The following is a 22,906-nucleotide window of genomic DNA, read 5'->3' as shown; positions in this document are numbered from 1 at the left end:
TCAACCTATATCCATTGTCCGGGCATACAAAAACAAGCAGAATAAAATCCTGCTTGTTTTTGTGTGATAAAGATTAAGTGTTATAGCCCTTTTTTAGCTGTTATCATTAGAAGTATCCAGCCACCTATTGAAGTAGCCTGTTGGAACACTGAAATAATCTTTTGTGAATTTTATAAACTCCTCCGTGTCTACCTCTTTATAACGGAAATTCAGAAAATAATCGGATAAATACTGCATTGCCACTTCTTTTGGTGTATCCCCTTTTTGCCTATATTTATCCTGGATCATCTTATGGATTTCCAGGGCTGGCTGCCCATATATATAACCGGAATGTTTAACCTCATCAAGCGGTACATTGGAATACTGCTTTCCAAAGCCTTTTTCCTCAATTGCTTCCATACGGTAACGGGAGATTCCAAAAGCTTGAGATTCAGTCTGATTTTCACCTGCATAAAAGTACATGGAAGTCGCAAACTCCGTCATCCCTTCATCAACCCATGCATGATTATAAGGATCATTGGCCACCACTCCATAAAAATATTGGTGTGCTATTTCATGTACGATGGAGATTTCATAAAATCGCTTATCCTCAATATATGGATTAATGGTTACGATTCCTGGATATTCCATAAATTGGCCCTCATCAAGGACAATATCAAGCTGCTTATGAGGATATTCACCAATATTCTCCTGATAGAATGACAGTGCCTTTCTGGCGAGTTCAAGGGAGTCAGCCGGGGCTTTGTCATGATCGGCCTTCGTGAACAGCCTAATATTCACACCTTCCCTGGCTTCCGTTTCATGAACTTCCATCCCTTTTACGACTGCAATGAAAAAATCCCTGACTTTCTTAGCTTTTAAGGTGCCTTCATTATTGCCAGGATCCTTTTCGGCTGTAGAAATAAGTGAATATCCTTCAGGAAGATGATACGAAATCTTATAGTCGGAGAATCCTGTGTGGAAGGTCTCCATTCCATCCATATAAGGTTCTTTGTTCCACTTTCCGCCTTGATAGACCGCTGCCATAGGGTACCACTGTGCTAGATAGTAATTCGTCCCTACCTTGGAGAAGCGGCTTCCCTTCTCAGGCACTGTAAAGCTATATTCAATAGTAACCTTGTGCTTTGTTTTATCTGACATTTCAGGGCTTACCGGGATTGTTAATGTATCATAATCCAATATAAACTCCGCTTTATGACCATTCAAAATCACTTGTTTAATTTCGGTATCAGAGAATCCTTTAACTGACTCGATTCCATGCCCTTCTTTAAAGACATTAGGAATAAAATAAAATACCAGTTCATCCCATTCCTCAGCAGATTTATTCTTTATTTGAATATCGGCAACAGCTGAAAAGATGCCATTCCCATCCATTTCAAGATTAATACTATATTCAGCCTGGCTGCCGCTTTGAACACCAACATCAGCGTCATCCGTAATTGTTACATAAATTCCGGCAGCTGCAAAAGCGATTATTAGAGCAAAGAAAGCGATTTTTGGTCCGGAAAAGGACCAAAACCTTCTATTCTCCCCCAAAATTTTCCTTGCTGGCTGCACCTTGGGCTCATGCCCGGTCTTAATCCATGGTGTACGCTGATAATTGGAATGAAAGCGATTTTTCAGCCCATTGGCAAGCAGGCTAAAGGATGCTGTGGTAAATAAAAGGACTATCAACGGAACAATCAGTATATGGGTATTGCCGTATATATTGCCTCTTGCCTGGCCAACAAGCCCTGCCACCTCCTTTGTTGCAGAAAGATAAATAATCGGGTCGTACCTCATTATGGTGCCGCCCAAAAAAATATTCATAAGCGCAAGCTGCCCCATAATAGCTATTACATATACAATCTCAAGAATAAACATGACCAGAAAAGTTTCCTTCAGCTGAGGGAAGATATGCTTCCATATAAGGCGATGTCTCCTTGCACCAAGTGCCTTTGAAGCATCAATATATACAGATTGATATATTTCAGCTGTTTTAAGCCTTACAGAAGAAACAATGCTGGGAATGCTAATGACTGAAGCTATTACAACAAAGTATCCAATGAGAGTGCCTGTTTCCAGAGAACTGTTGAAGCTAATGGGCGATAGAAAAAAATACAGGATCAAAAACAGCGGGACATAGCTCCATGCATTTTCGAATGCAACCATCCAGCCTGGCGTTCTCTTCCAAGTGCCGATATATAGTCCTGCTATAGTCCCAAAAAACATTTTAATAACAGTGACAGCGATCGCGATAAAAACCGTATACCTAATGCCATTCAGAATCATTGACATTAAATCATAGCCCCATTTGTCAGTGCCTAAAGGGTATGAATCCGAATCAAATGGTTCCAGCGGCGGTGCCAGCACTTTTCCATTTGTATATTGTGTTTCAAGTGTGGAGGTTAATGAATGCGGTGCCAGCATTGGACCAAATAAACAGAAAAAAAGCAGCACGAAAACCATGAAAATCCCAATGTACAATGAGTAATTGATCTTTAGGATCCTATTCATATAGAAAACCCCGTTTAAACAGATAGAATATTAGCCTAATTGATAAATAGACAATAAGGGAAATGAAAAGCATAGCAAACAGCCCAATAGCAATAGGCTGTACTTCATGGCTTTGGAATACAAACTTGGTTATTCCGGAGACATTCATTATGTATTCAATTATAAAAAGATTTCCGATTGCCAGCGAAATAACTTTTACCAGCTCAGCTTTTATAAATGGCTCCAGATTTTTAAATACATGCTGGAAATTTATATAATTCAGTCCCATCCCTTTCGCAACAGCCGTCTTAATATAATCTTCCCCGCTTGTTTGGTAGTATTTTACCGATACAAGTTTAAACAAATATAACGTAGGGGCAATTGCAACAAGCATGGTCGGAAACCATGTATTGAGCGCTCCGCCATCCGGACGAAGCGATATTATTCTGATCCCTGTCGCTTTATAGATTTTGACTGCAAGAATCATAGATATAATGATAATGATAAAATCAGGAATGACTGCTAATGCATTTAATATCATCCCAAAGATTTTTGTAAGCCGGAACCTGCTGATAAACACACCAAATAGGAGGCTTATAAGTATAGCTGCATTTACGCCCATTAACACAATTTTTAAGCTTGTATAGAAATTATCGCCTATATCCTCGGCTATCGGCCTAGTTTGGCTGCCGAGCTGATAATGTCCAAGGCTGCCCCGGCTTACTTCGGAAATAAAGTTTCCATAAATATGAGGCAGGCTGGCCAGATTCCAGTTCAAGCCTCCTTCTGCAGCATCTACCGAAACAATCTTTGGCAATGCCGCAAGAATCATGATCAAAATAAATATGAACAATATCTGCTGTACAGCGCGGACCATTCTTGATCCCCCCTCTTAATGACTTTTAGTCATTTTTCTATTTTTCACTTTTATCTGAATTTTGTCAACGAATAAATGGCAGAATATAGATAAATTTTCCTGCATTTTTGATTATTACTTTTTACCGAGAAAATATAGACCGGCTATTCTATTTTTAAATACATCCAATCTTTTTTCAAGTCTGATTTTTCAATCCAATAAAAAAAGGCCTTTTTCGGCCCTTGTAAAACTATGCTTTAAATACGCCTCCCAGCCCCTTAACCATGGACGAAACCTGTGTTACGGCATTCATCATTTGGCCGGCAGTATCCACCATTTTGTTGAGATCCAGTGAGCCATCCTGTGCTTTAAATGAATTCATGATAGACTGGACTCCAGATGGCTGCTTTGGAATGAAAGACTGTTTAGGGTAGGGGTTCACATACGGGTATGGAGGAATCTGCTGCTGTTTTGTATTATTACCATAGTATTCTTCGGGTTCTAAGGGATTTTGAAAGATGCTCTGATTTTTAGAAGCTTGAGCAGGGTAGTAATTGGATTCATATCCATTCATGGGATAAGGGCTGGGACTATAATCATGCTGGGAACCTTGGACTGGGTATTGTCCAGGGAATGGCTGCTGAAAATTCATGCCGTAAGGCATATAATATGGGTTCCACTGTCCCTGCAACCCTTGATATTCTTGCATTGGCTGTTGCCTCATATAATGTTGGCCATTCATCTCCATGGAATATGGAACACCGGGAGGGATCTGATTCCAATGGCCATATGGATGGAAATGGCTGGCTCTATTTTTTTTGCGGCCAAACATGGGCAAACATCCTCCTTATGACTGAAATAAATGTAATGTTTATACTTGTTATGATATAGGTAATTGCCTAACTTTTCTTCATCAATACAATATATGTAATCCGTGCCCAGAGTGTGAAGGACCATTAAATTTGAGGTGCTGCAGAATAACGGAAAAACATTATTGGAAGCGCTTACCGTTTTTGTCTAACCATGTCGGAAGTTTGATTTTTTTAAAAACGACGAAAAATTAATTTTCATGTTAGGATTAAAAAAACAGACTATCTCTTGTCCCTTAATGCATGCCATGGTTTTGCGGGGAAGCGAATTTTCCGCACATCTATCTTTAAGAGGAGGAAATATCAATGAATGTTCACGAACTAAAAAAGAAGTTTCAGCAATTACGGGATTACACACCTGAATGTGTAAATGAGCTTTTGGATTTTGCCAAAAAGGCCTATATCCATAATGAAATTTCCAGTACAGATTACCGCAATCTTGTTCGTGAGCTTGAAGCTCAAGGAGCAGCTGTTCCGGAAAGCTATAAAGATAGCTCCCTCCATGATTCCATTAATGTATAAGAAAAAACGAAAAGAGGAGAACCGATTAGGTTCCCCTCTTTTCTTCTGACAATAAAGCAGTCAATTGTTTTAAAACATAAATGGCAGAATTCACATAGTTTATGAATCTGCTTTTGCTTGTTTCCGGGAAGAATGCCTGAATGGAAACCATTTCGATATGCTCTGAAGCAGAGTCAATTTGCTGGGGATAAAGATTTCTGGGTCTATGCATTTTAACCCACTCCGCAGCCTGGCCTCTCCATTTATCATTAATCGCTTTAACTTCATCTGCAAAAGGCTTTACTTCGTTATAGAAATCCCCCTTTTCCCCTGATTCCTTTACCTGTTTGTATCGCTCATCAGAGATTTGCACATAATTCAATAACCCTTCAGTTAATTGCAGAAGTACTTTTTCATTGACCATTGCTTTATCAGCTCCAAAATAAAAGTAGCTACCTATTTATTAGCTACTGAAAGTTAATGCTATTTTATTTCACTGAAAACCCAAGTTCAAGCTGCATGCTTTTCGTTGAATTAGCAGCTCCATTTCGCGCTGCTTCAGATTTTGTTTCTGAGAAGGCAGCTAACTCATTTTCAATCGCTTCAAGTTTATTTCCACAGGCTGTTATTTTATCTGTCTGTTCATCATACCAATTTTGACGAAGGGCCGACAAATTCGATTCCAGGACGTTTTCAAGCTCTTCAAGCTGATCATTAATTTCTGTCAGCATTGCCAGCAGTTCTTTTTTTTCCACGATTTTATCCTCCATGTAAAAACCTCCTCATTTTTTTCTGATCGCCTTGTTCCCCAGCCAAATTATTACGTATGCTGCTGTAATTTTTTCTGTGCATACTTATTTCTCTTTAGACTTGGCCTTTCCTTCATGCCTGACAAAACTAGAAGGGATTCGCCAAAGAAAGTTCTAATTTGCATGAAAAGTATTTGTTTCGACACCTGCCAAGGAATGAAAAGGAAGCCATTGAACAAACTATATACCGGAGGTGTTAAGGGATGACAAAAAAAGAAAAACAAAATAAGGTACAGCCTAAAAAACTCGAAGAAACAAAGACCGGCTATGGAAATAAAAAACTTGAAGGGCCTGACCGGCCTTCAACATAAGAACCAAACTCAAAAAGCAAGGAAAAATCCTTGCTTTTTTAATTGGAATGAAGGAGGTTCCCTAGCCAGGCTGCCCTTTCCAGCTGCTTTTGTTTATGGAGATACCATTCCGTAATATGAATGGGATGCTTTTGGCTAACTGTTTCTTTCCTCCATTTTTTCTTAATTCTATTTTTGGCAGACCAATCATTAATTTCATGAATGTGATGATTGATTATTGGGTATGTACAACGTAGGAAAGGAGTCGTTCTTGGTCTCTTCCTCTTAAAATACTTTTCATAATCGTGCCTTGACCCTGTATGGGTTGTGTTGGACGCAAATTCATAAACGGCTGTATAAAAACGGGGATCAAATAAGATTTCAGCGAGCCTTTTACCCAGATCAATCCTTTTAGATACTGACCTAAAGCCATTCACACTAGCACCGTACAATTTGCCTTTGCATGTAGGAAAAATGACAGAGCTAAAATGAAAATAATCCTGAAAAGCAAAGAGCATAGTATGGAAAACTTTATTTTTATAAACAGGATGTTCGATCACAGGCTCTTGGATAACATTTTGTTCATTAATTATCAGTGAGATCATTAGCCTCTTCTTATTTCCATCTCTCCAAAAATGCAGCCACTCCCGCTCCATGAATGAAGAAATATGAAATTTCTTTAATAAATGAAACATTGGCTTATTCATTTTCGTCGAATAATGATAGAGAAGCAATTGAGGATATGCGTCCTGAAAGATTAGCCAATTGGCTCTTTCATAAGTGAAATAGAGCAGATCTCTCACTCTCTTCCCAATCACCTTTGGAAAACAGTTCCCTTCAAGATCGCACATGTTCCAGCCGGCATTCCGCGATACCATCGAGGCTAAAAAGGCCCATTGTATCTCAGGGTGTTCATTATAAAAATAAAAGTATGCATCCGTCCTGGAGATGTTATCCAAATTCTTTTTAGCTGTCATTTTATTAATATGTTCTATTAATATTTGTTCGTTTTCGATAAGGGCAGATTTTCCAGGAAGAAACATAGCATTTCACCTCAGAAAATGAATATGTATTAGCGTTTGCCAAATAGAACTTTTTATTCAACCAAAGTTTGCTGTCTTTTGTTATGATAAGGTGTAGCTTAAAACGGGGTGACTGCATGAATTTTCATTATCCGAATGGCAGGAGATATGTCCCTGCCGAAAAAAAGACAAAAAAAATAAAAGCAGATAAGCAATGGTCATATAGCAATCGCGGAATGACTCTGGAGGAAGATATAAATGAAACAAATGAATTCTATCTGGAACACGGCATAGCTTCCATTCATAAAAAGCCTACACCAGTCCAAATTGTTCAGGTGGATTATCCCAAGAGAAGTGCAGCGGTGATCAAGGAGGCATATTTTAAACAAGCATCAACTACAGATTATAATGGGGTCTATAATGGAAGATATATTGATTTTGAAGCAAAGGAAACACAAAATACCACCTCTTTTCCATTAAAAAACTTTCACGAACACCAAGTTAAGCATATGGAGACCGTTTTGGCCCAGAAAGGGATTTGCTTTGTCCTTCTTCGTTTTTCTGCAACTGAAGAAGTGTTTCTCCTGGAGGCACATTATCTCCTCTCCTACTGGAAAAGAATGAAGGATGGCGGAAGAAAGTCAATTACCAAAGATGAAATAGCTGCAAATGGGCATTACATTCCGCTTGGATTTCAGCCCAGAATTGACTATATTAAGATAATAGATTATCTTTATAACCTTAAATAATATTTATTTCAGTCTTCATTGTCAGAAAGGATGAACATATATATGGCAGAAAAATACCAATCAAGAGAGGAGCGCCGCAAACAGCAATCCAAACCTAAAAATAAGGGAAAGAAAAAGGCTACCGGTACTTTTAAACGCATTTTTCTTATACTGATTGCCCTTGGAATTGCCGGAATGCTTTTAGGTGCTGGCGCTTTTGCATTCATGGTTAAGGATGCTCCAAAGCTTGATGAAAAGCTGTTAAAAGATCCGATTTCTTCGCAAATTTACGACATGGAAAACAATTTCATAACTGATGTAGGCTCGGAAAACCGTGACTATGTATCATATGAAGATATACCAAAGCTTGTGGAAGATGCTTTTTTAGCAACCGAGGATGTCCGTTTTTACAAGCATAATGGAATGGACTTAATCCGCTTGGGCGGAGCAGTAATTGCAAACGTAACCCGCGGTTTTGGGTCTGAGGGAGCCAGTACGATCACCCAGCAGGTCGTCAAGAATTCCTTTTTAAATAATGAAAAAACGTTAAGCAGGAAAGCACAGGAAGCCTGGTTAGCCTTCCAGCTGGAGCGCAAGTATACAAAGCAGGAAATCTTCGAAATGTATGTAAATAAGATATACATGTCTGAGGGGCATGGTGTTCTAACGGCATCGAAAATCTTCTTTGATAAAGAATTGGATGAATTGGAGCTCCATGAAGCTGCCCTTTTAGCAGGGATGCCGCAAAGCCCGAACAACTATAATCCATTCAAACATCCTGATAAAGCAGAAAAACGGAGAAATATTGTCCTTTCGCTTATGAATCAGCATGGTTTTATTACAAAGGAAGAAATGGAAGCAGCTCAAAAGGTGCCTGTTGAATCTTCACTTGTAGCAGAAGAAAAGAGAGAAACAAACGATTCAAAATACGATTCTTTCATTGATGTTGTGTTAGATGAAGTTGAAAAGAAATACCCTGATCTTAATCCATATTCCGATGGATTAAAAATATATACAACATTGGACCCGAATGCCCAGGAGCATGTGGAAAGGATATTAAATACAAATGAAGTAGTTGAGTATCCAGATGAAGAGTTCCAGGCCGGCATCACCCTGCTTGATACAAAGACAGGTGAAATCAGGGCGATCGGCGGAGGACGCAACCAAGAGGTCAAACGCGGATTTAACTTCGCTGTGGACCAAAAGAGACATGCAGGTTCAACTTTTAAACCAATTGTCGATTATGGACCAGCAATTGAATACCTAAAATGGGGTACCTACCATACGCTTGTGGATGAACCGCATACGTACTCAGGCGGTACAAAAATCAATAACTGGGACGGCAAACATATGGGCCCTATGTCCATGCGTGAAGCCCTCGCACGTTCAAGGAATATCCCTGCCCTGAAAACCCTTCAGGAAGTTGGTACGGATAAAGCTTTGGAATTCACAAAGAAATTGGGCATTCCAATGGATGAAATGTATGAGTCTTATTCTATAGGAGCTTATGAGGTTTCCTCCATGCAAGTGGCTGGAGCTTACAGCGCTTTTGGAAATAACGGCTTTTACACTGAGCCTCATGCTGTGAAGCAAATTGAAATGCGTGATGGTACAAAGCTTGATTTAAAACCTGAATCTGAAGTTGTTATGAAGGATTACACAGCATTCATGATTAGCGACATGCTGAAGAGTGTTGTAAAGTCTTCATATGGAACAGGCCAGTTAGCCGATGTTCCTGGCCTCCCTGTAGCTGGAAAAACAGGTACAACGAATTATTCAGATGAAGACAAGCAAAAATTTGGCGTTCCACAGGGTGCTGTGCCAGATGCCTGGTTCGCAGGATATACGACTAACTATACAGCGGCCATTTGGACGGGATACCAAGACAGAAAGAACTATATTAACGCTGGCGCTGACCAAAAAATTGCCCAGAAGCTGTTCAGCAATTTAATGGCATACGTATCAGAAGGAAAAGAAACAGCAGACTTTACCGTTCCTAAAACAGTGGAACAGGTGGCAATAGAAAAAGGCAGCAACCCTGCCAAAAAAGCAAGCAAATACACGCCAAAGGACCAAATTATTTATGAATATGCTGTGAAGGGTCATGCCCCAACACAGGTATCCGAGAAATTTGATAAACTTGATTCCCCTTCTAGCCTGGGTGCAAATTATGACCAGGGGACAAACGAAATTACACTGACCTGGGATTATCCGGCAGATGCGGAAGGCACGCAATTTGAGGTTACTGTATCAGTTAATGAAGGTGCAGACCAGCAGCTGAGTGTTACTTCTGAAAAAGGCTTAAAAATTGCAAATCCACAGCCTGGAGCTGTGTACACCTTTAAAGTAACAGCCATTCGAGGTGACCAGCAAAGTGATCCTGCTTCTGTTAAAGTCGATATCCCAGATCCAAGCATCAACGAAGAAGATGCTACTGAAGGAGACGAACAAGAGGAAAACGCTGAAGAGGGCCAGGATGGCCAAGAAGGTCAGAATGGCGAATCCGGAAACCAGGACGGGAACCCTAACGACGGCGGATCTGCAGGTGATGGCGGAAACGATGATGGCCAAGGTGAAGGTCCCGGTGATGGTGATGGTGAAGGTGGCGACGAAGGAACTGGAACTGGAGAAGGCGGAACTGACTCTGGAACCGGAGGCAATACTGGAGGCAATACCGGAGGCAATACCGGAGGCAATACTGGAGGCAATACCGGAGGCAACACTGGAGGCAACACTGGAGGCAACACTGGAGGCAGCGGCTCTGGAACAGGGACTAACAATTAAATAGGCAATGAAAAAGAGCTGGCATATTCCTATGTCAGCTCTTTTCATTTCGTGATAAATAGGATTATTGATGGTTTTCCCTAGCTCCCATTTTATCAAAGTCTCCATTGGGTCCGTTGTAGGCACTTTGTTTCCTGCTCAGCAGGTTTTCGGTTGTGTGCGGACTTTCTTTGTTTTCGTGCTTCTGGGCAGCTTTCGTTGCTTCGTGCGCGGTCACTTTATTTTATTTCCAACCAGCTGACCAAACCTCCCCAAACAAAAAGGCACCTACTGAGGCGCCTTTTTCTTTATTTTTTCTAACGTTTGCTGCTTTATATATTGCTTTTCCATTTCAGCCATTAGTTCAGATAACTGAATGTACGCATGATAAGAAACTGGCCGTTTAAAAATAAAATCCAGTCTTTCCAGTAAATTTACTGGCTTAATTGGCAAATCCTGAATCTCAGACTCCAAATCTGCTGGTTTGCCATTTGTCCAAAAAAGCAGCTGCAGGAATAAGCTTAATGCTGTTTTCAACGGCAGTTCTGCAGCTTTTTGATTTCTATTTGAGAAGTGCTTGTCAAGGAGGATTTTCTGTTCTTTCCATTCCTCAAGCAAAAGCGGTATGAATTCTTGCTTATTCTCCCAAGGCCTTAATGCCTGTATTCCTGAAAAAAAAGCTGCTTCAAAAAGAAATGCTGGGTAAAGCTGAAAAGACTGAATCATTTCTTGACTTACTTTAATCGTGTCTTGGGGCTTGTAGAATAAAGGATGGCAAATCCTAGTTGGAACAGGAATGTCTAGCTGTCCCTTCATTTTGTCATTTGCCCCTTCATCCGTTTCTTTCCTTCCCTGCATAGATCAAGCAGAGGGCAAATTTCACATTGAGGATTTTGTGCCTTGCAATGATACCTGCCAAAGAAGATCATTCGATGATGGGTTACGGACCATTCATCCATTGGGACTTTCTTCATTAATGTTTTCTCTACTTCCAGCACAGAATCCTTCCAGCGGCAGAAACCCAGCCTTTTGCTTACTCGTTCTACATGTGTATCCACCGCAATCGCCGGAACATCGTAAGCTACAGAAACAACTACATTGGCTGTTTTTCTCCCTACACCCGGAAGCTTTGTTAATTCATCCCTATCGCGGGGGACTATTCCTTCATATTCTTCAAGAAGCATACGGCAGAGCTTTTGAATGTTTTTTGCTTTGTTTCGATATAGCCCGATTGAACGTATATCTTCCTGCAGCTCTTCCAGCGGGACATCAAGATAGTCCTGTGGTGTTTTATACTTTTGAAACAGCTTTCTTGTCACCTTATTTACCAGTGCATCGGTACATTGCGCAGATAGGGCTACTGCTATAACAAGTTCAAACGGGTTGGAATGAATTAGTTCACAGTGGGCCTCCGGGAACATCTCTCCCATTGTATCAAGGCAATATCGAATTTGTGTTTTATTTAACAAAGAAATCACCACTTACTGTTTATCTATTTTTTCAGCAGCTTATAATCTGCTCACTGTTCAAGCCAATTGTAAAAAGGAACAGACTTTGTTGTCTGCGAAGGCATATCTTCCTTCTTAGCTTTCTGCTGAGACTGGTTTTGCCTGAATTTTTTCCCATAGCTTTTTGCCTGTTCAATCGTCTTAATGCCATTCTTTTTCCATTCAAATAAAATTCTGTCAATATATCTGAAGTTTAGTTTACCTGACAGGACAGACTCTCTTAATGCAGCTTTAATTATATGAGGATCATGATGGTCATCATCCATCCAAAGGGCAAGTGTTTCGCATTCAAACGGAGAAAGCGGTCTGCCGAACTCCCTCTCAAAGCAAGTGTATAGATCGGTTTCCTCCTGCTGCAGCTTAACAGCCTCTTCTTTCTTGCCGTTCAAAAGAAATTGGTCAATTAGCTTCTCCCATAGCGGATCTAGATGATACCTCTCATAGCGGATTCCATCAGCTGAATAGCTGTCCTTTATTTCAATATAGCCTTTTTGTATTAACTTTCTTAGCATTTCCGTACATTCGGCTACTGAAATAGTCATGCGGGAAGATAATTCGACAGGGGTGGGAAATTCATTCCCATGTTCTATATAAGAAATGACATGAAGTATTAAAACGAGTTCATGCTCATTCAAATTCATTTCTTTGTACTGTGTTAACAATACTCCAGGGATGGAAATATTCCCTTCCTGAATCCATTTTAATAAACTGTTTTTGGACATACGGACACCTCCTTTTCAGTATATCATGAACAACCTGGCTAAAGTGAGGAGAATAACCGGTAAGTTTTCCATGAAGTTTTACCTTGACTGGCTAAGAACAATCACCTGTTTAACAAACTTCTGAATGTTCCTTCGATAGGGTTAAGAAGCAAAAAATCCGCTGGAGGCGGATTTTTTTGCTTTAGCCAATATTCATTTTCCCGTAATAGGCAATTTATTATGGATATAAACGATTAAGTAAGCGAGGGAACGGAATTGTTTCACGAACATGCTCAACTCCGCTAATCCAGGCAACCGTTCTTTCAAGTCCAAGGCCGAATCCAGAATGCGGCACTGACCCGTACTGGCGCAGTTCAAGATACCATTTATATGCATCCATATCTAAATTATGTTCATCAAGGCGCTGCTTGAGGAGGTCATAATCATGAATACGCTCAGATCCCCCAATAATTTCTCCATACCCTTCAGGAGCAATCAAGTCTGCACATAATACAACATCTTCTCTAGTTGGATCAGGCTGCATATAGAATGGCTTCAAGGAAGTTGGATAGTGCGTAATAAAGACAGGCTTGTCATAGCTTTCCGCAATGGCCGTCTCATGTGGTGCCCCAAAGTCATCTCCCCACTGGATATCATCAAAGCCTTTATCCTGAAGGAATTTAATAGCCTCATCATAAGTGATGCGTGGGAATGGAGCTGTGATTTTTTCAAGCTTCTCTGTATCCCGTCCAAGTGTTTTAAGTTCAATCGTACAATTCTTTAATACGGACTGAACAATATGGGCAACGTACTCTTCCTGAACTTTAAGGTTATCTTCGAACTCATAGAAAGCCATTTCAGGCTCAATCATCCAAAATTCGATCAAATGACGGCGCGTTTTTGATTTCTCAGCACGGAAAGTTGGTCCGAATGAAAATACTTTTCCAAGCGCCATTGCAGCAGCTTCCATATAAAGCTGTCCGCTTTGAGATAAATAGGCATCTTCTTCAAAATATTTTGTCGCAAAAAGCTCTGAAGTTCCTTCTGGAGCACTTCCTGTCAAAATTGGGGGGTCTACCTTTGAGAACCCTTGCTCATTGAAGAATTCATAAGTTGCGCGGATAATTTCATTTCTAATTTTCATGACCGCATGCTGGCGGCGGGAGCGAAGCCATAAATGGCGGTTATCCATTAAGAACTCTGTTCCATGCTCTTTTGGTGTAATTGGATAATCAACTGCCTGATGAATAACCTCCAAACCAGTTACCAGCAATTCATAGCCGAATGGTGAACGTTCGTCTTTTTGCACCCTGCCCGTCACATATACGGAAGATTCCTGGGTAACCGATTTTGCACCCTGGAATACTTCTTCGGGGACTTCTGCTTTTACTACTACACCCTGAATAAAGCCTGACCCATCACGGAGCTGCAAAAAAGCAATTTTTCCGCTGGAACGCTTATTGGCAATCCAAGCTCCGATTGTAACTTCCTGGTCAACAAATTTATAAACTTGAGAAATAGTGGTTTTTGTCAATTTATGTTCCCTCCAAAAAATCTAAGCAATTACTACTTATGTATCGCTATTTATTATACCTTCCAGCCCATTGACAAGCAATCATATAGAAAGTTATAGCACCGGCAATTTAGCCTTTTATTCAGATAACACAGAAGAAGGCCGGATATCATCCGGCTCTCCTGTCTTAAGTGCTTTTACTTCATATTTTTTTCAACAAATCCGTGTATGCGCTCAACAGCCTTTTCCAGTAAATCAAGAGAAGTTGCATATGATAAACGGATGTTTTGCGGAGAACCGAAACCGGAACCAGGAATTACTGCAACCATTGCTTCTTCCAGCAATGCCCCTGCAAAGTCATCAACATTCTCAAAGCCTGTCATCTCGGCAGCCCTTTGAACATTAGGGAACAGATAAAATGCCCCTTGAGGTTTGATGCAAGTAACCCCAGGAATCTTGATTAATTTATCATAAATTGTATTTAAGCGGTGCTCAAAGGCTTCTCGCATTTCATGCAGCATATCCTGCGGTCCGGCATAGGCTGCGATGGAACCGTATTGTGCAGTTGTAGTCGGGTTGGATGTGCTGTGGCTGGCTAGATTAGTCATTGCTTTTATGATTTCTTTATTTCCTGCGGCATAGCCAATCCTCCATCCAGTCATGGAATGTGACTTGGAAACTCCATTGATGATAATGGTTTGCTCTTTCAGTTCAGTTGAAAGCTCAGCAATGGAAGTATGTTTATGGCCCGCGTAAACCAGTTTTTCATATATTTCATCTGAGATAATTAAGACATTATGCTTAAGGCAAACTTCTCCCAATGCCTTTAATTCATCTGCGGAATAAAGCATTCCTGTTGGATTGCTGGGTGAGTTGATTATAACTGCTTTTGTTTTGTCTGTTATGCTCTCAGCCAGCTGTTCTGGTGTAATTTTATATTCATTTTCTTCTTTTCCCTCTGCATAAACCGGAACTCCCCCTGCCAGTTTAACCTGCTCAGGGTAACTGACCCAGTATGGAATCGGAATGATCACTTCGTCCCCTTCATTAAGTAAAACTTGGAAGAGAGTATATAAGCCATGCTTTGCTCCATTAGTAACAATAATTTCAGATGGGTCATAATCAATGCCCTGATCTTTTTTGAACTTGGCTGCAATTTCCTTTTTTAATGCAGGAAGCCCCGCGGAAGGGGTATATTTTGTATGGCCTTCATTCATGGATTGGACTGCAGCATCAATGATATGCTGAGGGGTATTAAAATCAGGTTCTCCCGCTCCCAATCCAATGACATCATGTCCCTGGGATTTTAGTTCCTTTGCTTTAGCAGTAATTGCCAGAGTTGTTGATGGTGTTAATGCTTTAACTCTTTGTGCCAGTTGAATCTCCATTGTTCTTCCTCCCATTTTCTCCTGCGGCCCATGCTAACGGCCTAAAACTTACAGGTTTTCAATTTTTTTTAGCCATTCTCCTGTTTTAAAATCTATATAATAATAATTTATTAAATCGCCTTTAGAACGATAATGAATTTCCCATAATGGGATATTTTTCTCCATTCCCAGGCGTACTGACATAATTTCTGCAGGATTCTTCTCTTGCTTAAGTCTGTTTATTGCTTCTTCGCTTGAAATTCCATCAGATTTTTTTCGCGTAACTATTTTCCCTTTTTTCTCTGGAACCCACACATAAATGTCTGCTTTGTCAGCATCCTTGCCCTCGACAACATAGTAGGTTTCTGTCCCATGGTATAAATGGAAGTCTTGAACAGCAACAAGATCTGTTTCCTTTTTTGCAAGCTCTACAGCTTTTGCTTCGGCCGCTTTTACCGGCTTCATGCTGTTGAAATAAATCAGAATCCCTGTACCAATGCAAATGACAAGCAAAGTTATGATAGCTATTAGTGCTTTTTTCATTTCTTAATCACTCTTTTATGTACGATAGATAGTAAAAATCGCTTTATTTTGGTCTTCCTGATCAAGTGCCAAACCGAACATAAGATCTTTTTCCTTTAAGGTTCTATTTAGTACATCAACAATTTTATACAAATCCGGGCTTTGCTGGATCTTGACTGTTGATAAAACCTCTATTTTGCTTTCCATTCTGGAATTCCTCCTCAGCCTCTACAATATTTGTAACTTATATACCTAACCCTTTAGGTTAAAATAAACTTACAAAGAAATACACTCAATAACAGTATAACAGCATAATTTGTTTCCTTGTAATAATCAACCACAAATTTTCTTCTAGTCCATCACGTCTTGCTGCGCCATGTGCGCAGCTTTTTCAATCAGACAAATTTCAACGAGGCAAATGTCTTCTCACAAAATATTTTCCTATAGGAAAATATAGTGAAGGTTAGGAAACAGCCTTTATTTGTATACATCTTCCTGGAATATCGTAATGACTTCGTAGTTAATATCCGTGAATTTAATGGTGACAGTTCCATGCTTCCTTGTATAATATACATCGACCCACGCATCATTTAACAGTCCGAACAAATCCGAGTCAGGTTTTACGGAAGACTTATGAAATAAGATTGCAATTTGGGGATCCATATGTTTTATCATATCTTCAGAAATTGATTTTTCCCTTCCAAACGCCGGAAGTTTCAGGATATTGACATTGGAAAGATCCTTCTTCAAAAACACCTCTTTTGCTTTCTCACTGGTTGAATTCATAAAAAAGACCCTATGTCTTGCAAATGTAAAAGATACATCCATTCCGTCCCCTGAATCATTCCCATTATATAGAACTTCCGTTTGCAAGCCTGGCAACAGCTGCTGCTTCGTATCCATACTCCAAATATGAATATTGATATCACTTAAATCAGTGTTTCCATGCTTTAGTTGAGAAGCTAACGTTTCCCCTGCTATTACCTGCTTAACGCCGTACTCTTCTATCAGCCATACAAGGCTTGTTTCGTTATACAATTCCTCATCCGTTAAAATAATTGTCGATATTTCATTTGCCCCATACAGTTTTAGAAGCTTTTTTAATTCAGGTTCTGTCCCCTGTCCGCCAGTATTAATCAGTATATTTTGGTCATTTCCATGGTGAATCAAGGAAGCTTCACCACTGGAAAGAGAAAAAAAAGTCATAGCGAGCTCATCGCTTTTTAGTTTCAAATCGATGCTTTCAACCTTTACCGGAACTGCAGGAGAGTCTTTCGGTATGTAGTACCAGTTCGTGAACATTAGCATAAAGGCGAACAACACTTTCATCTATTTATTCCTCCTACCCTATGAACAAAAGCGGAATGGATAAGCCCCTTCCACAATGTTAGTTCCACCTGGCATAAATAAATTCCCAACAAATATATAATGTGTTATTTAGACGAATTTATCCTGCTTTTCAAGGGCCCTTCTCTCACCGAAAAAAGGAGGCAAAAGTGCAGTAGTGCAGTCCGCATGATCCCTGGGCAACGCATTCCCATGCTTACTGAGAGCCGCAATGAGAACATTATAGCCAAGTATAAATTAATTCAACAATTTCATCAATATTGCTTTTTTGCACTGGAACAGGAGGGATAGAATCCAGAAAAGCCTTTCCATATTTCGTTGTTACGATCCTCCGGTCAAAAACCAGGATAATTCCCCTATCTGAACTGGTTCGTATTAACCTTCCGACACCCTGTTTAAAACGGATTACCGCCTCAGGCAGCGAGTTTGCGGAAAATGGGTTTTTTCCTTCATTTTTGATTTGCTCATTTTTTGCCTGTGCCAAAGGTTCGTCCGGCGGTGTGAATGGAAGTCTCACAATTACAAGGCAAGAAAGGTCTTCCCCCGGGATATCCACCCCTTCCCAAAAGCTGCTTGTTCCCAATAGGATTGCCTTATCAAACCGCTGAAAATTTCTCGTAAGCCTTGAACGGCTGCCGCTGGTCACTCCCTGTGCAATTACTGCATAGTCCTCCAGGAACCCTGATTCCTTTATAAGTTCATACGTTTTCCTCAGCATCTCATATGAAGTAAAAAGGATCAGCATCCTCCCTTTTGTTGCCTCAGCAACCGAAATAATGTGTTCCGAAATGGAGGCAACGTATTCCTCAAGCGGAACCGCATTTACTTCAGGCAGATCAGAAGGGATCAGGAGCTTTACCTGTTCTTCATAATTAAAAGGCGATGGAATTTGTTCAAGGATGCATTGCTGCTCCTCAAGGCCCAGCTCATTAAGGATAAATTGAAAGGAATCTTTTACGGACAAAGTAGCCGAAGTAATCACGGCACTGTCCTTTTTGCTGAAGAATAGCTCCTTTAGGTATTCTGATACTGTTACTGGCTGAGCATAAACAGTAGTGCTATTCTGTGCAGAACGAGTATCCATCTCAATCCAGACAACAGAATGAGGGGCTGGGGTTTTAAAAATAGATTTTAAGCTCTCATTTAAATCATTCAAATCATCAAATACGGAGGCAACATCCTCCATAAGTGCTTTTTCCTCCAGTGTTAAAGCTTCCTTAATCAAGGCAGCAATCCTTATGCGGCCATCTATTGCTGCCATCAAATCTTTCAGCAAAAATCCAAAGCGTTCCGCACTGGCTATTACCGCTTTTGACTCTTTGTCATCAGCACCATTTAAAAAGCGAACAGTTAATCGATTGATGCCCTTCTTTGCTTTAGAATACTTCTTTGCATAAATTCCTATAATCTTAAATAATTCATCCATTTCATGCAGAAGATCAGCTATCAGCTGATTTATTTCAAAAGAGTGGATGGAATGATCAGGGCTTCCTGCTTTTTCTTCCACTAGTTTTTCAAGCTTGTAAAAAAGCTGTTTCTGTTCAAATAGCCCAATTTGGCCAAGCAGCAAACGGACGGTTAAATAGTCAAGCTTTTGGCCAAAATGTTTCCCTGATGCTTTAACAAAATGGTGCCCCTCATCTATAACCACATGGCTGAATTCAGGCAATATCGCGCTTGGTGCCACCAAATCGGTTAGAAGCAAAGAATGGTTGGTTATAATAATATCTGCAGTTTGTGCTTCCTTCCTTGCTCTCAGATAAAAATCTCTAGGTATCCATGAGCGGTCTTGCAAAAAAGCAGTTTCGTCATTCTTTATCTTGCTCCAGTAAAACATCCCGCCGCTCGACAGGTTTAATTCATCAATATCACCTGTGTCCGTCTCCAACAGCCATACAAGAATCTGCATTTTGCTAAGGATTGTATCATAATTATCTTCTTCATCATCCTTTAGTGTTTGGACAAACTTTGCCAGACTGATATAGTGGCTTCTTCCCTTCAGCACTACTGCCTTTACAGGGAAAGGCAGCATTCTTTGTAAAAGGGGCACATCTTTTGTCAGGAGCTGTTCCTGCAGCTGCGTCGTATATGTACTAATAATGACAGTTTTGCCGGACTCGTTTCCATATATTGCTGATGGAACCAGGTATGCCAATGATTTTCCGACACCCGTTCCCGCCTCAATTAAGGCATGCTTGCTACCCTTGAAAGCTTCATATATTGAATCCATCATCTTAAACTGGCCCTGCCTAACTTCATATGAGGGAAAAGCTTTTATAAACATCTCCTGCTTTTCCTCTGCAGTAAAAGGAAAACCGATGCTGTCAGGTCCACTATGCTCTTTTGGCATTTCGACTTTCTTCAGAGCAATTCCCCTATGAATTTCAAGAAAGTCAGGTAAATACTCAATCCTGCTTTCTTTTATTAAAATGAATTCATCAAATAAAATATCTAAATCGCTTTTTAAGCCGCCAGAAAGCTTATGCAGCTGTTCGAGCGTTTTTAGCGGAAGGCTTTCAATCTTTTTCAACAGTATTAGGAGAAGCTCTGCAGTCACATACGCATCACTGTCTGCCTGATGAGGGCGCTCATGTTTTAGCCCTTCTCGGATTGCAAGATCTGATAACTTAAAGCTATCTGCAGTTGGAAAAAGAATACGGCTCATTTCCACAGTATCTAACACAGGCCCGTAAAACCCGTTATAACCAGATTCTACCAATTCTTCCTGCAAAAAAGACAGATCAAACAGAACGTTGTGTGCTACAAAAAACGCTCCCTCCAGCAAAGTGAGTACCTTCGGGGCAATTTCAGCAAAGAGAGGGGCATCCTCAACCATGTCATCTGACAACCCTGTCAATTCTTCAATAAAAGGAGGAATTGCCTGTTCAGGGTTTACGAATGATGAATATTCTTCTGTGATTTTTCCGTTTTCGATCACCACAGCTGCAAATTGTATAATTTTATCGCCCTTTTTAGGCGCGTTTCCGGTTGTTTCTAAATCAACAACGACATATTTATTACCCATGGCATACACCTCTACAATTCAGTCATTCAAACGGTATCACAAAAACGGAAAAAGAAAAAGACAAATAGCATTCTTCTTATTATTTTTCTTCCACATGGAACATGCCCTTATTCACCCAAGGATTGCAACTTATACAAAAAAGTACCCTATAGGCAGACTTTTTTAATATGTCTACTCTATAGGGTACTTTTTCTGACCGGCCAGCACTTCCTTAGATACTCTGTTAAATTTTTATTTTGATTTTCTCTCCAGGCACTCAAGCACTCTCAGGCAGGGCAACCTTGCTGCCAATGTCAAGTACTCTTCGACCTGCCGCACCCTTCAGCAAATTGCCCAATAAAGAATCACCTTTAACAAAGCAGTTTAATAAATCCTGTTATAAAACTGTGCTTTCTGGCTCCGCATGGATCATTTCGGCAATTCGATTGCTGCTGTCCATAATGGCGACCTTTGGTTCATGGTAAGGCACCTTCTCATCCGGTACAAGTGCATAAGAAATGATAATCACAATGTCCCCTTCTTGAACAAGGCGGGCTGCCGCGCCATTCACACAGATAACACCGCTTCCTCTTGCCCCAGGGATGATATATGTTTCAAAGCGTGCTCCATTATTATTATTGACGATTTGGACCTTTTCGTTTGGTGCCATACCTACTGCCTCAATAATATCGGTATCGATCGTTATGCTTCCTACATAATTCAAATTTGCTTCCGTTACAGTTGCACGATGGATTTTGCCATTCATCATGGTGCGAAACATGCTGCTTCCCCCTTTAGCTTTTCTTAATTTATCGTAATGATAGCGTTGTCTATTAGCCGGGCTTTAGTAAATTTGACTGCAATAGCAATAATCACTTTCCCCTGCAATACATTGACTCCTTTTAAATCCGGATAAGAGAGAATTTCTATATAATCAATAGCACCGCTTGTATTATTCTCAATATGCTCCCTTATTTTAGCAATAACCTTTTGGGAATCTTTTTCACCCTCAGCGATCGCTGATTCTGCGATTTTTAGGCTTTGATGGAGTGCAGCAGCCTGTTCGCGTTCTGCAGGAAGCAGATTAACGTTTCTGGAGCTCTTGGCTAGGCCATCCTGTTCCCTGACTGTTTCAACAGGCACTATTTCTGCAGGAATATTAAAATCTCTTACCAGACCTTCAACCACTGCCACCTGCTGTGCATCCTTCATTCCAAAGTAAACTTTATTCGGCTGTACAATATTAAAAAGCTTCGTAAGGACTGTGGCTACCCCATCAAAGTGTCCTGGACGTGACCTGCCGCATAAAACATCTGTGCGGTCATGTACTTTTGCGGTTACCGAAGGAGAATCAGGATACATTTCTTCTGCTGAGGGATAAAAAATAAAATCATTTCCTTCCTGCTCAGCCAGCTGGCTATCACGTTCAAAATCTCTTGGATATGTCGCAAGATCTTCCTTAGGGCCAAATTGAAGCGGGTTGACAAAAATGCTTAGCACTGTCACATCATTTTCTTTTCTGGCGGCTTTTAACAAAGAAAGATGGCCCTCATGCAAATAACCCATTGTAGGAACAAAACCAATTGTTTTCCCTTCCCGTAAAAGCTGTGCTGCTATTTGCTGCATTTCCCTTACTGTTGTAATCGTTCTCATATTTTGCCTCCATATAAGCTAAGCAGCTCTTCCTCTTTCATTGTGAAAGAATGGGCATCATCAGGGAAGGATCCGTTCTTTACTTCAGCAGAATAAGCAGCCAGGCTTTCCTGAATTACTGTGTTTAAGCTTTGATATTGTTTTGCAAATTTAGGTACTCTATCTACTCCATACCCCAATACATCATGATAAACAAGAACCTGCCCATCCGTATCTCTGCCGGCACCTATCCCAATAGTAGGAATCGTTAATTCCTGTGTGATCCGTTTTGCCAGCTGTTTAGGAACGCACTCCAAGACAACAGCAAATGCCCCAGCTTTTTCACATTCCTTTGCATCTTCAATTAACTTTTTGGCAGCTTCAGCATTTTTCCCCTGTACCTTATATCCGCCTAAGACTCCAACAGATTGCGGGGTTAAGCCAAGATGGGCGATTACGGGTATCCCAGCCTTGGTTAAAGCCTTAATATGCTCTGCAACTTCATCTCCGCCTTCAAGCTTAACAGCATGCGCTCCAGTTTCCTGAACTAGCCTTGCTCCATTCAAAAGCGTATCTTTTATGGATAAATGATAGCTCATAAAAGGCATATCTATTACAATAAATGTATTTTCTGCCCCTCTTTTGACAGCTTTTCCATGATGGATCATATCTTCCATTGTGACAGGTATGGTTGAATCGTAGCCTAACACCACCATACCAAGAGAATCCCCAACAAGAATCATATCCACCATTGCTTTTTCCGCCTGTTTGGCAGCAGGATAATCATAAGCTGTGAGCATCACAATTTTTTCATCATATTCTTTCATCTTCAGAAAATCAGTTGTTTGCTTCATCTTTCGTCCTCCTTGTTCAGGAAGAGGAAATAAAACTTCACCAATGAGTATTAAAAATACAGGATTGGCCTGCAGCCACAAAAAAATCCTTCTGAAGGCAGAAGGATTTTGCAATAGCTCATTATAGTAGTTCATCCCTCTGTCC

At 40.4% G+C, this 22,906-nt stretch carries 21 protein-coding genes; 3 read left to right on the top strand and 18 right to left on the bottom strand.

Annotated elements, in window-relative coordinates; all coding sequences use genetic code 11:
- Positions 1–93: 93 nt before the first annotated feature.
- From L634_RS0102660 to L634_RS0102650, 3 genes are all read right to left on the bottom strand, one after another.
- The gene (locus L634_RS0102660; RefSeq protein WP_026581107.1) at positions 94–2,496 is read right to left on the bottom strand and encodes an ABC transporter permease subunit; all 2,403 of its coding nucleotides are present in this window, start codon (positions 2,494–2,496) and stop codon (positions 94–96) included.
- Entirely contained in the window at positions 2,489–3,352 is an 864-nt protein-coding gene (locus L634_RS0102655; protein ID WP_026581106.1) for an ABC transporter permease subunit, read from the bottom strand. The genes L634_RS0102660 and L634_RS0102655 overlap by 8 nt, the downstream gene beginning before the upstream one ends.
- Positions 3,353–3,581: 229 nt before the next feature.
- Positions 3,582–4,163: a YppG family protein gene (locus tag L634_RS0102650; RefSeq protein WP_026581105.1), complete on the bottom strand. Its 582-nt coding sequence runs from the start codon at positions 4,161–4,163 to the stop codon at positions 3,582–3,584.
- 343 nt (positions 4,164–4,506) lie between these two features.
- On the opposite strand from L634_RS0102650, the gene L634_RS0102645 reads away from it, so the two are divergent.
- Entirely contained in the window at positions 4,507–4,722 is a 216-nt protein-coding gene (locus L634_RS0102645; RefSeq protein ID WP_026581104.1) for a YppF family protein, read from the top strand.
- A 25-nt stretch (positions 4,723–4,747) separates the two neighbouring features.
- Here L634_RS0102645 and L634_RS0102640 read toward each other — a convergent pair whose 3' ends face one another.
- The 3 genes from L634_RS0102640 to L634_RS0102625 all read right to left on the bottom strand — a co-directional run bounded on the left by L634_RS0102640 (position 4,748) and on the right by L634_RS0102625 (position 6,843).
- Positions 4,748–5,125 (bottom strand): YppE family protein, encoded by a 378-nt coding sequence (locus L634_RS0102640; protein ID WP_026581103.1) that lies wholly within the window; start codon positions 5,123–5,125, stop codon positions 4,748–4,750.
- A gap of 64 nt (positions 5,126–5,189) precedes the next feature.
- Positions 5,190–5,471 (bottom strand): hypothetical protein, encoded by a 282-nt coding sequence (locus tag L634_RS0102635; RefSeq protein WP_026581102.1) that lies wholly within the window; start codon positions 5,469–5,471, stop codon positions 5,190–5,192.
- 388 nt (positions 5,472–5,859) lie between these two features.
- A complete protein-coding gene (locus L634_RS0102625) occupies positions 5,860–6,843 on the bottom strand; it encodes a DUF2515 domain-containing protein (RefSeq protein WP_026581101.1) in 984 nt (327 codons plus the stop codon).
- 116 nt (positions 6,844–6,959) lie between these two features.
- Here L634_RS0102625 and recU point away from each other — a divergent pair, with 116 nt between their 5' ends.
- A complete protein-coding gene (recU, locus tag L634_RS0102620) occupies positions 6,960–7,571 on the top strand; it encodes a Holliday junction resolvase RecU (protein WP_026581100.1) in 612 nt (203 codons plus the stop codon).
- Positions 7,572–7,613: 42 nt separating this feature from the next.
- Entirely contained in the window at positions 7,614–10,334 is a 2,721-nt protein-coding gene (locus L634_RS30480; protein ID WP_034261832.1) for a penicillin-binding protein 1A, read from the top strand.
- Positions 10,335–10,601: 267 nt separating this feature from the next.
- Here L634_RS30480 and L634_RS0102605 read toward each other — a convergent pair whose 3' ends face one another.
- The 12 genes from L634_RS0102605 to panB all read right to left on the bottom strand — a co-directional run bounded on the left by L634_RS0102605 (position 10,602) and on the right by panB (position 22,761).
- Positions 10,602–11,129, bottom strand: coding sequence for a YpoC family protein (locus L634_RS0102605; RefSeq protein WP_026581099.1), 528 nt, complete (start codon positions 11,127–11,129; stop codon positions 10,602–10,604).
- Positions 11,126–11,782, bottom strand: a complete 657-nt coding sequence (gene nth, locus L634_RS0102600) for an endonuclease III (RefSeq protein WP_026581098.1) — start codon at positions 11,780–11,782, stop codon at positions 11,126–11,128. The genes L634_RS0102605 and nth overlap by 4 nt, the downstream gene beginning before the upstream one ends.
- A gap of 50 nt (positions 11,783–11,832) precedes the next feature.
- Positions 11,833–12,543 (bottom strand): DnaD domain-containing protein, encoded by a 711-nt coding sequence (locus tag L634_RS0102595; protein WP_026581097.1) that lies wholly within the window; start codon positions 12,541–12,543, stop codon positions 11,833–11,835.
- Positions 12,544–12,760: 217 nt separating this feature from the next.
- Entirely contained in the window at positions 12,761–14,056 is a 1,296-nt protein-coding gene (asnS, locus tag L634_RS0102590) for an asparagine--tRNA ligase (RefSeq protein WP_026581096.1), read from the bottom strand.
- Positions 14,057–14,232: 176 nt separating this feature from the next.
- The gene (locus L634_RS0102585) at positions 14,233–15,417 is read right to left on the bottom strand and encodes a pyridoxal phosphate-dependent aminotransferase (protein WP_026581095.1); all 1,185 of its coding nucleotides are present in this window, start codon (positions 15,415–15,417) and stop codon (positions 14,233–14,235) included.
- A 54-nt stretch (positions 15,418–15,471) separates the two neighbouring features.
- A complete protein-coding gene (locus L634_RS0102580) occupies positions 15,472–15,945 on the bottom strand; it encodes a cell wall elongation regulator TseB-like domain-containing protein (RefSeq protein ID WP_026581094.1) in 474 nt (157 codons plus the stop codon).
- A gap of 15 nt (positions 15,946–15,960) precedes the next feature.
- Entirely contained in the window at positions 15,961–16,131 is a 171-nt protein-coding gene (locus tag L634_RS32420; protein WP_082804516.1) for a YpmA family protein, read from the bottom strand.
- A gap of 270 nt (positions 16,132–16,401) precedes the next feature.
- Complete coding sequence (locus L634_RS0102570) at positions 16,402–17,253, bottom strand: ATP-dependent DNA helicase (RefSeq protein WP_026581093.1); 852 nt, start codon at positions 17,251–17,253, stop codon at positions 16,402–16,404.
- Positions 17,254–17,491: 238 nt separating this feature from the next.
- Positions 17,492–20,296 (bottom strand): ATP-dependent DNA helicase DinG, encoded by a 2,805-nt coding sequence (gene dinG, locus L634_RS0102565; protein WP_026581092.1) that lies wholly within the window; start codon positions 20,294–20,296, stop codon positions 17,492–17,494.
- Positions 20,297–20,672: 376 nt separating this feature from the next.
- Complete coding sequence (gene panD, locus L634_RS0102555) at positions 20,673–21,056, bottom strand: aspartate 1-decarboxylase (protein WP_026581091.1); 384 nt, start codon at positions 21,054–21,056, stop codon at positions 20,673–20,675.
- A gap of 23 nt (positions 21,057–21,079) precedes the next feature.
- Positions 21,080–21,928: a pantoate--beta-alanine ligase gene (gene panC, locus L634_RS0102550; protein ID WP_026581090.1), complete on the bottom strand. Its 849-nt coding sequence runs from the start codon at positions 21,926–21,928 to the stop codon at positions 21,080–21,082.
- Positions 21,925–22,761: a 3-methyl-2-oxobutanoate hydroxymethyltransferase gene (panB, locus tag L634_RS0102545; protein WP_026581089.1), complete on the bottom strand. Its 837-nt coding sequence runs from the start codon at positions 22,759–22,761 to the stop codon at positions 21,925–21,927. Before panB ends, panC begins: the two co-directional genes overlap by 4 nt.
- Between the last annotated feature and the right edge of the window lie 145 nt (positions 22,762–22,906).

It is taken from the genome of Bacillus sp. J33, from assembly GCF_000518885.1.
In the GTDB taxonomy this organism is placed as follows: domain Bacteria; phylum Bacillota; class Bacilli; order Bacillales; family Cytobacillaceae; genus Cytobacillus.
Note: the sequence above shows the minus strand (reverse complement) of the source record. Positions and strands in the feature narration are given on the sequence as shown.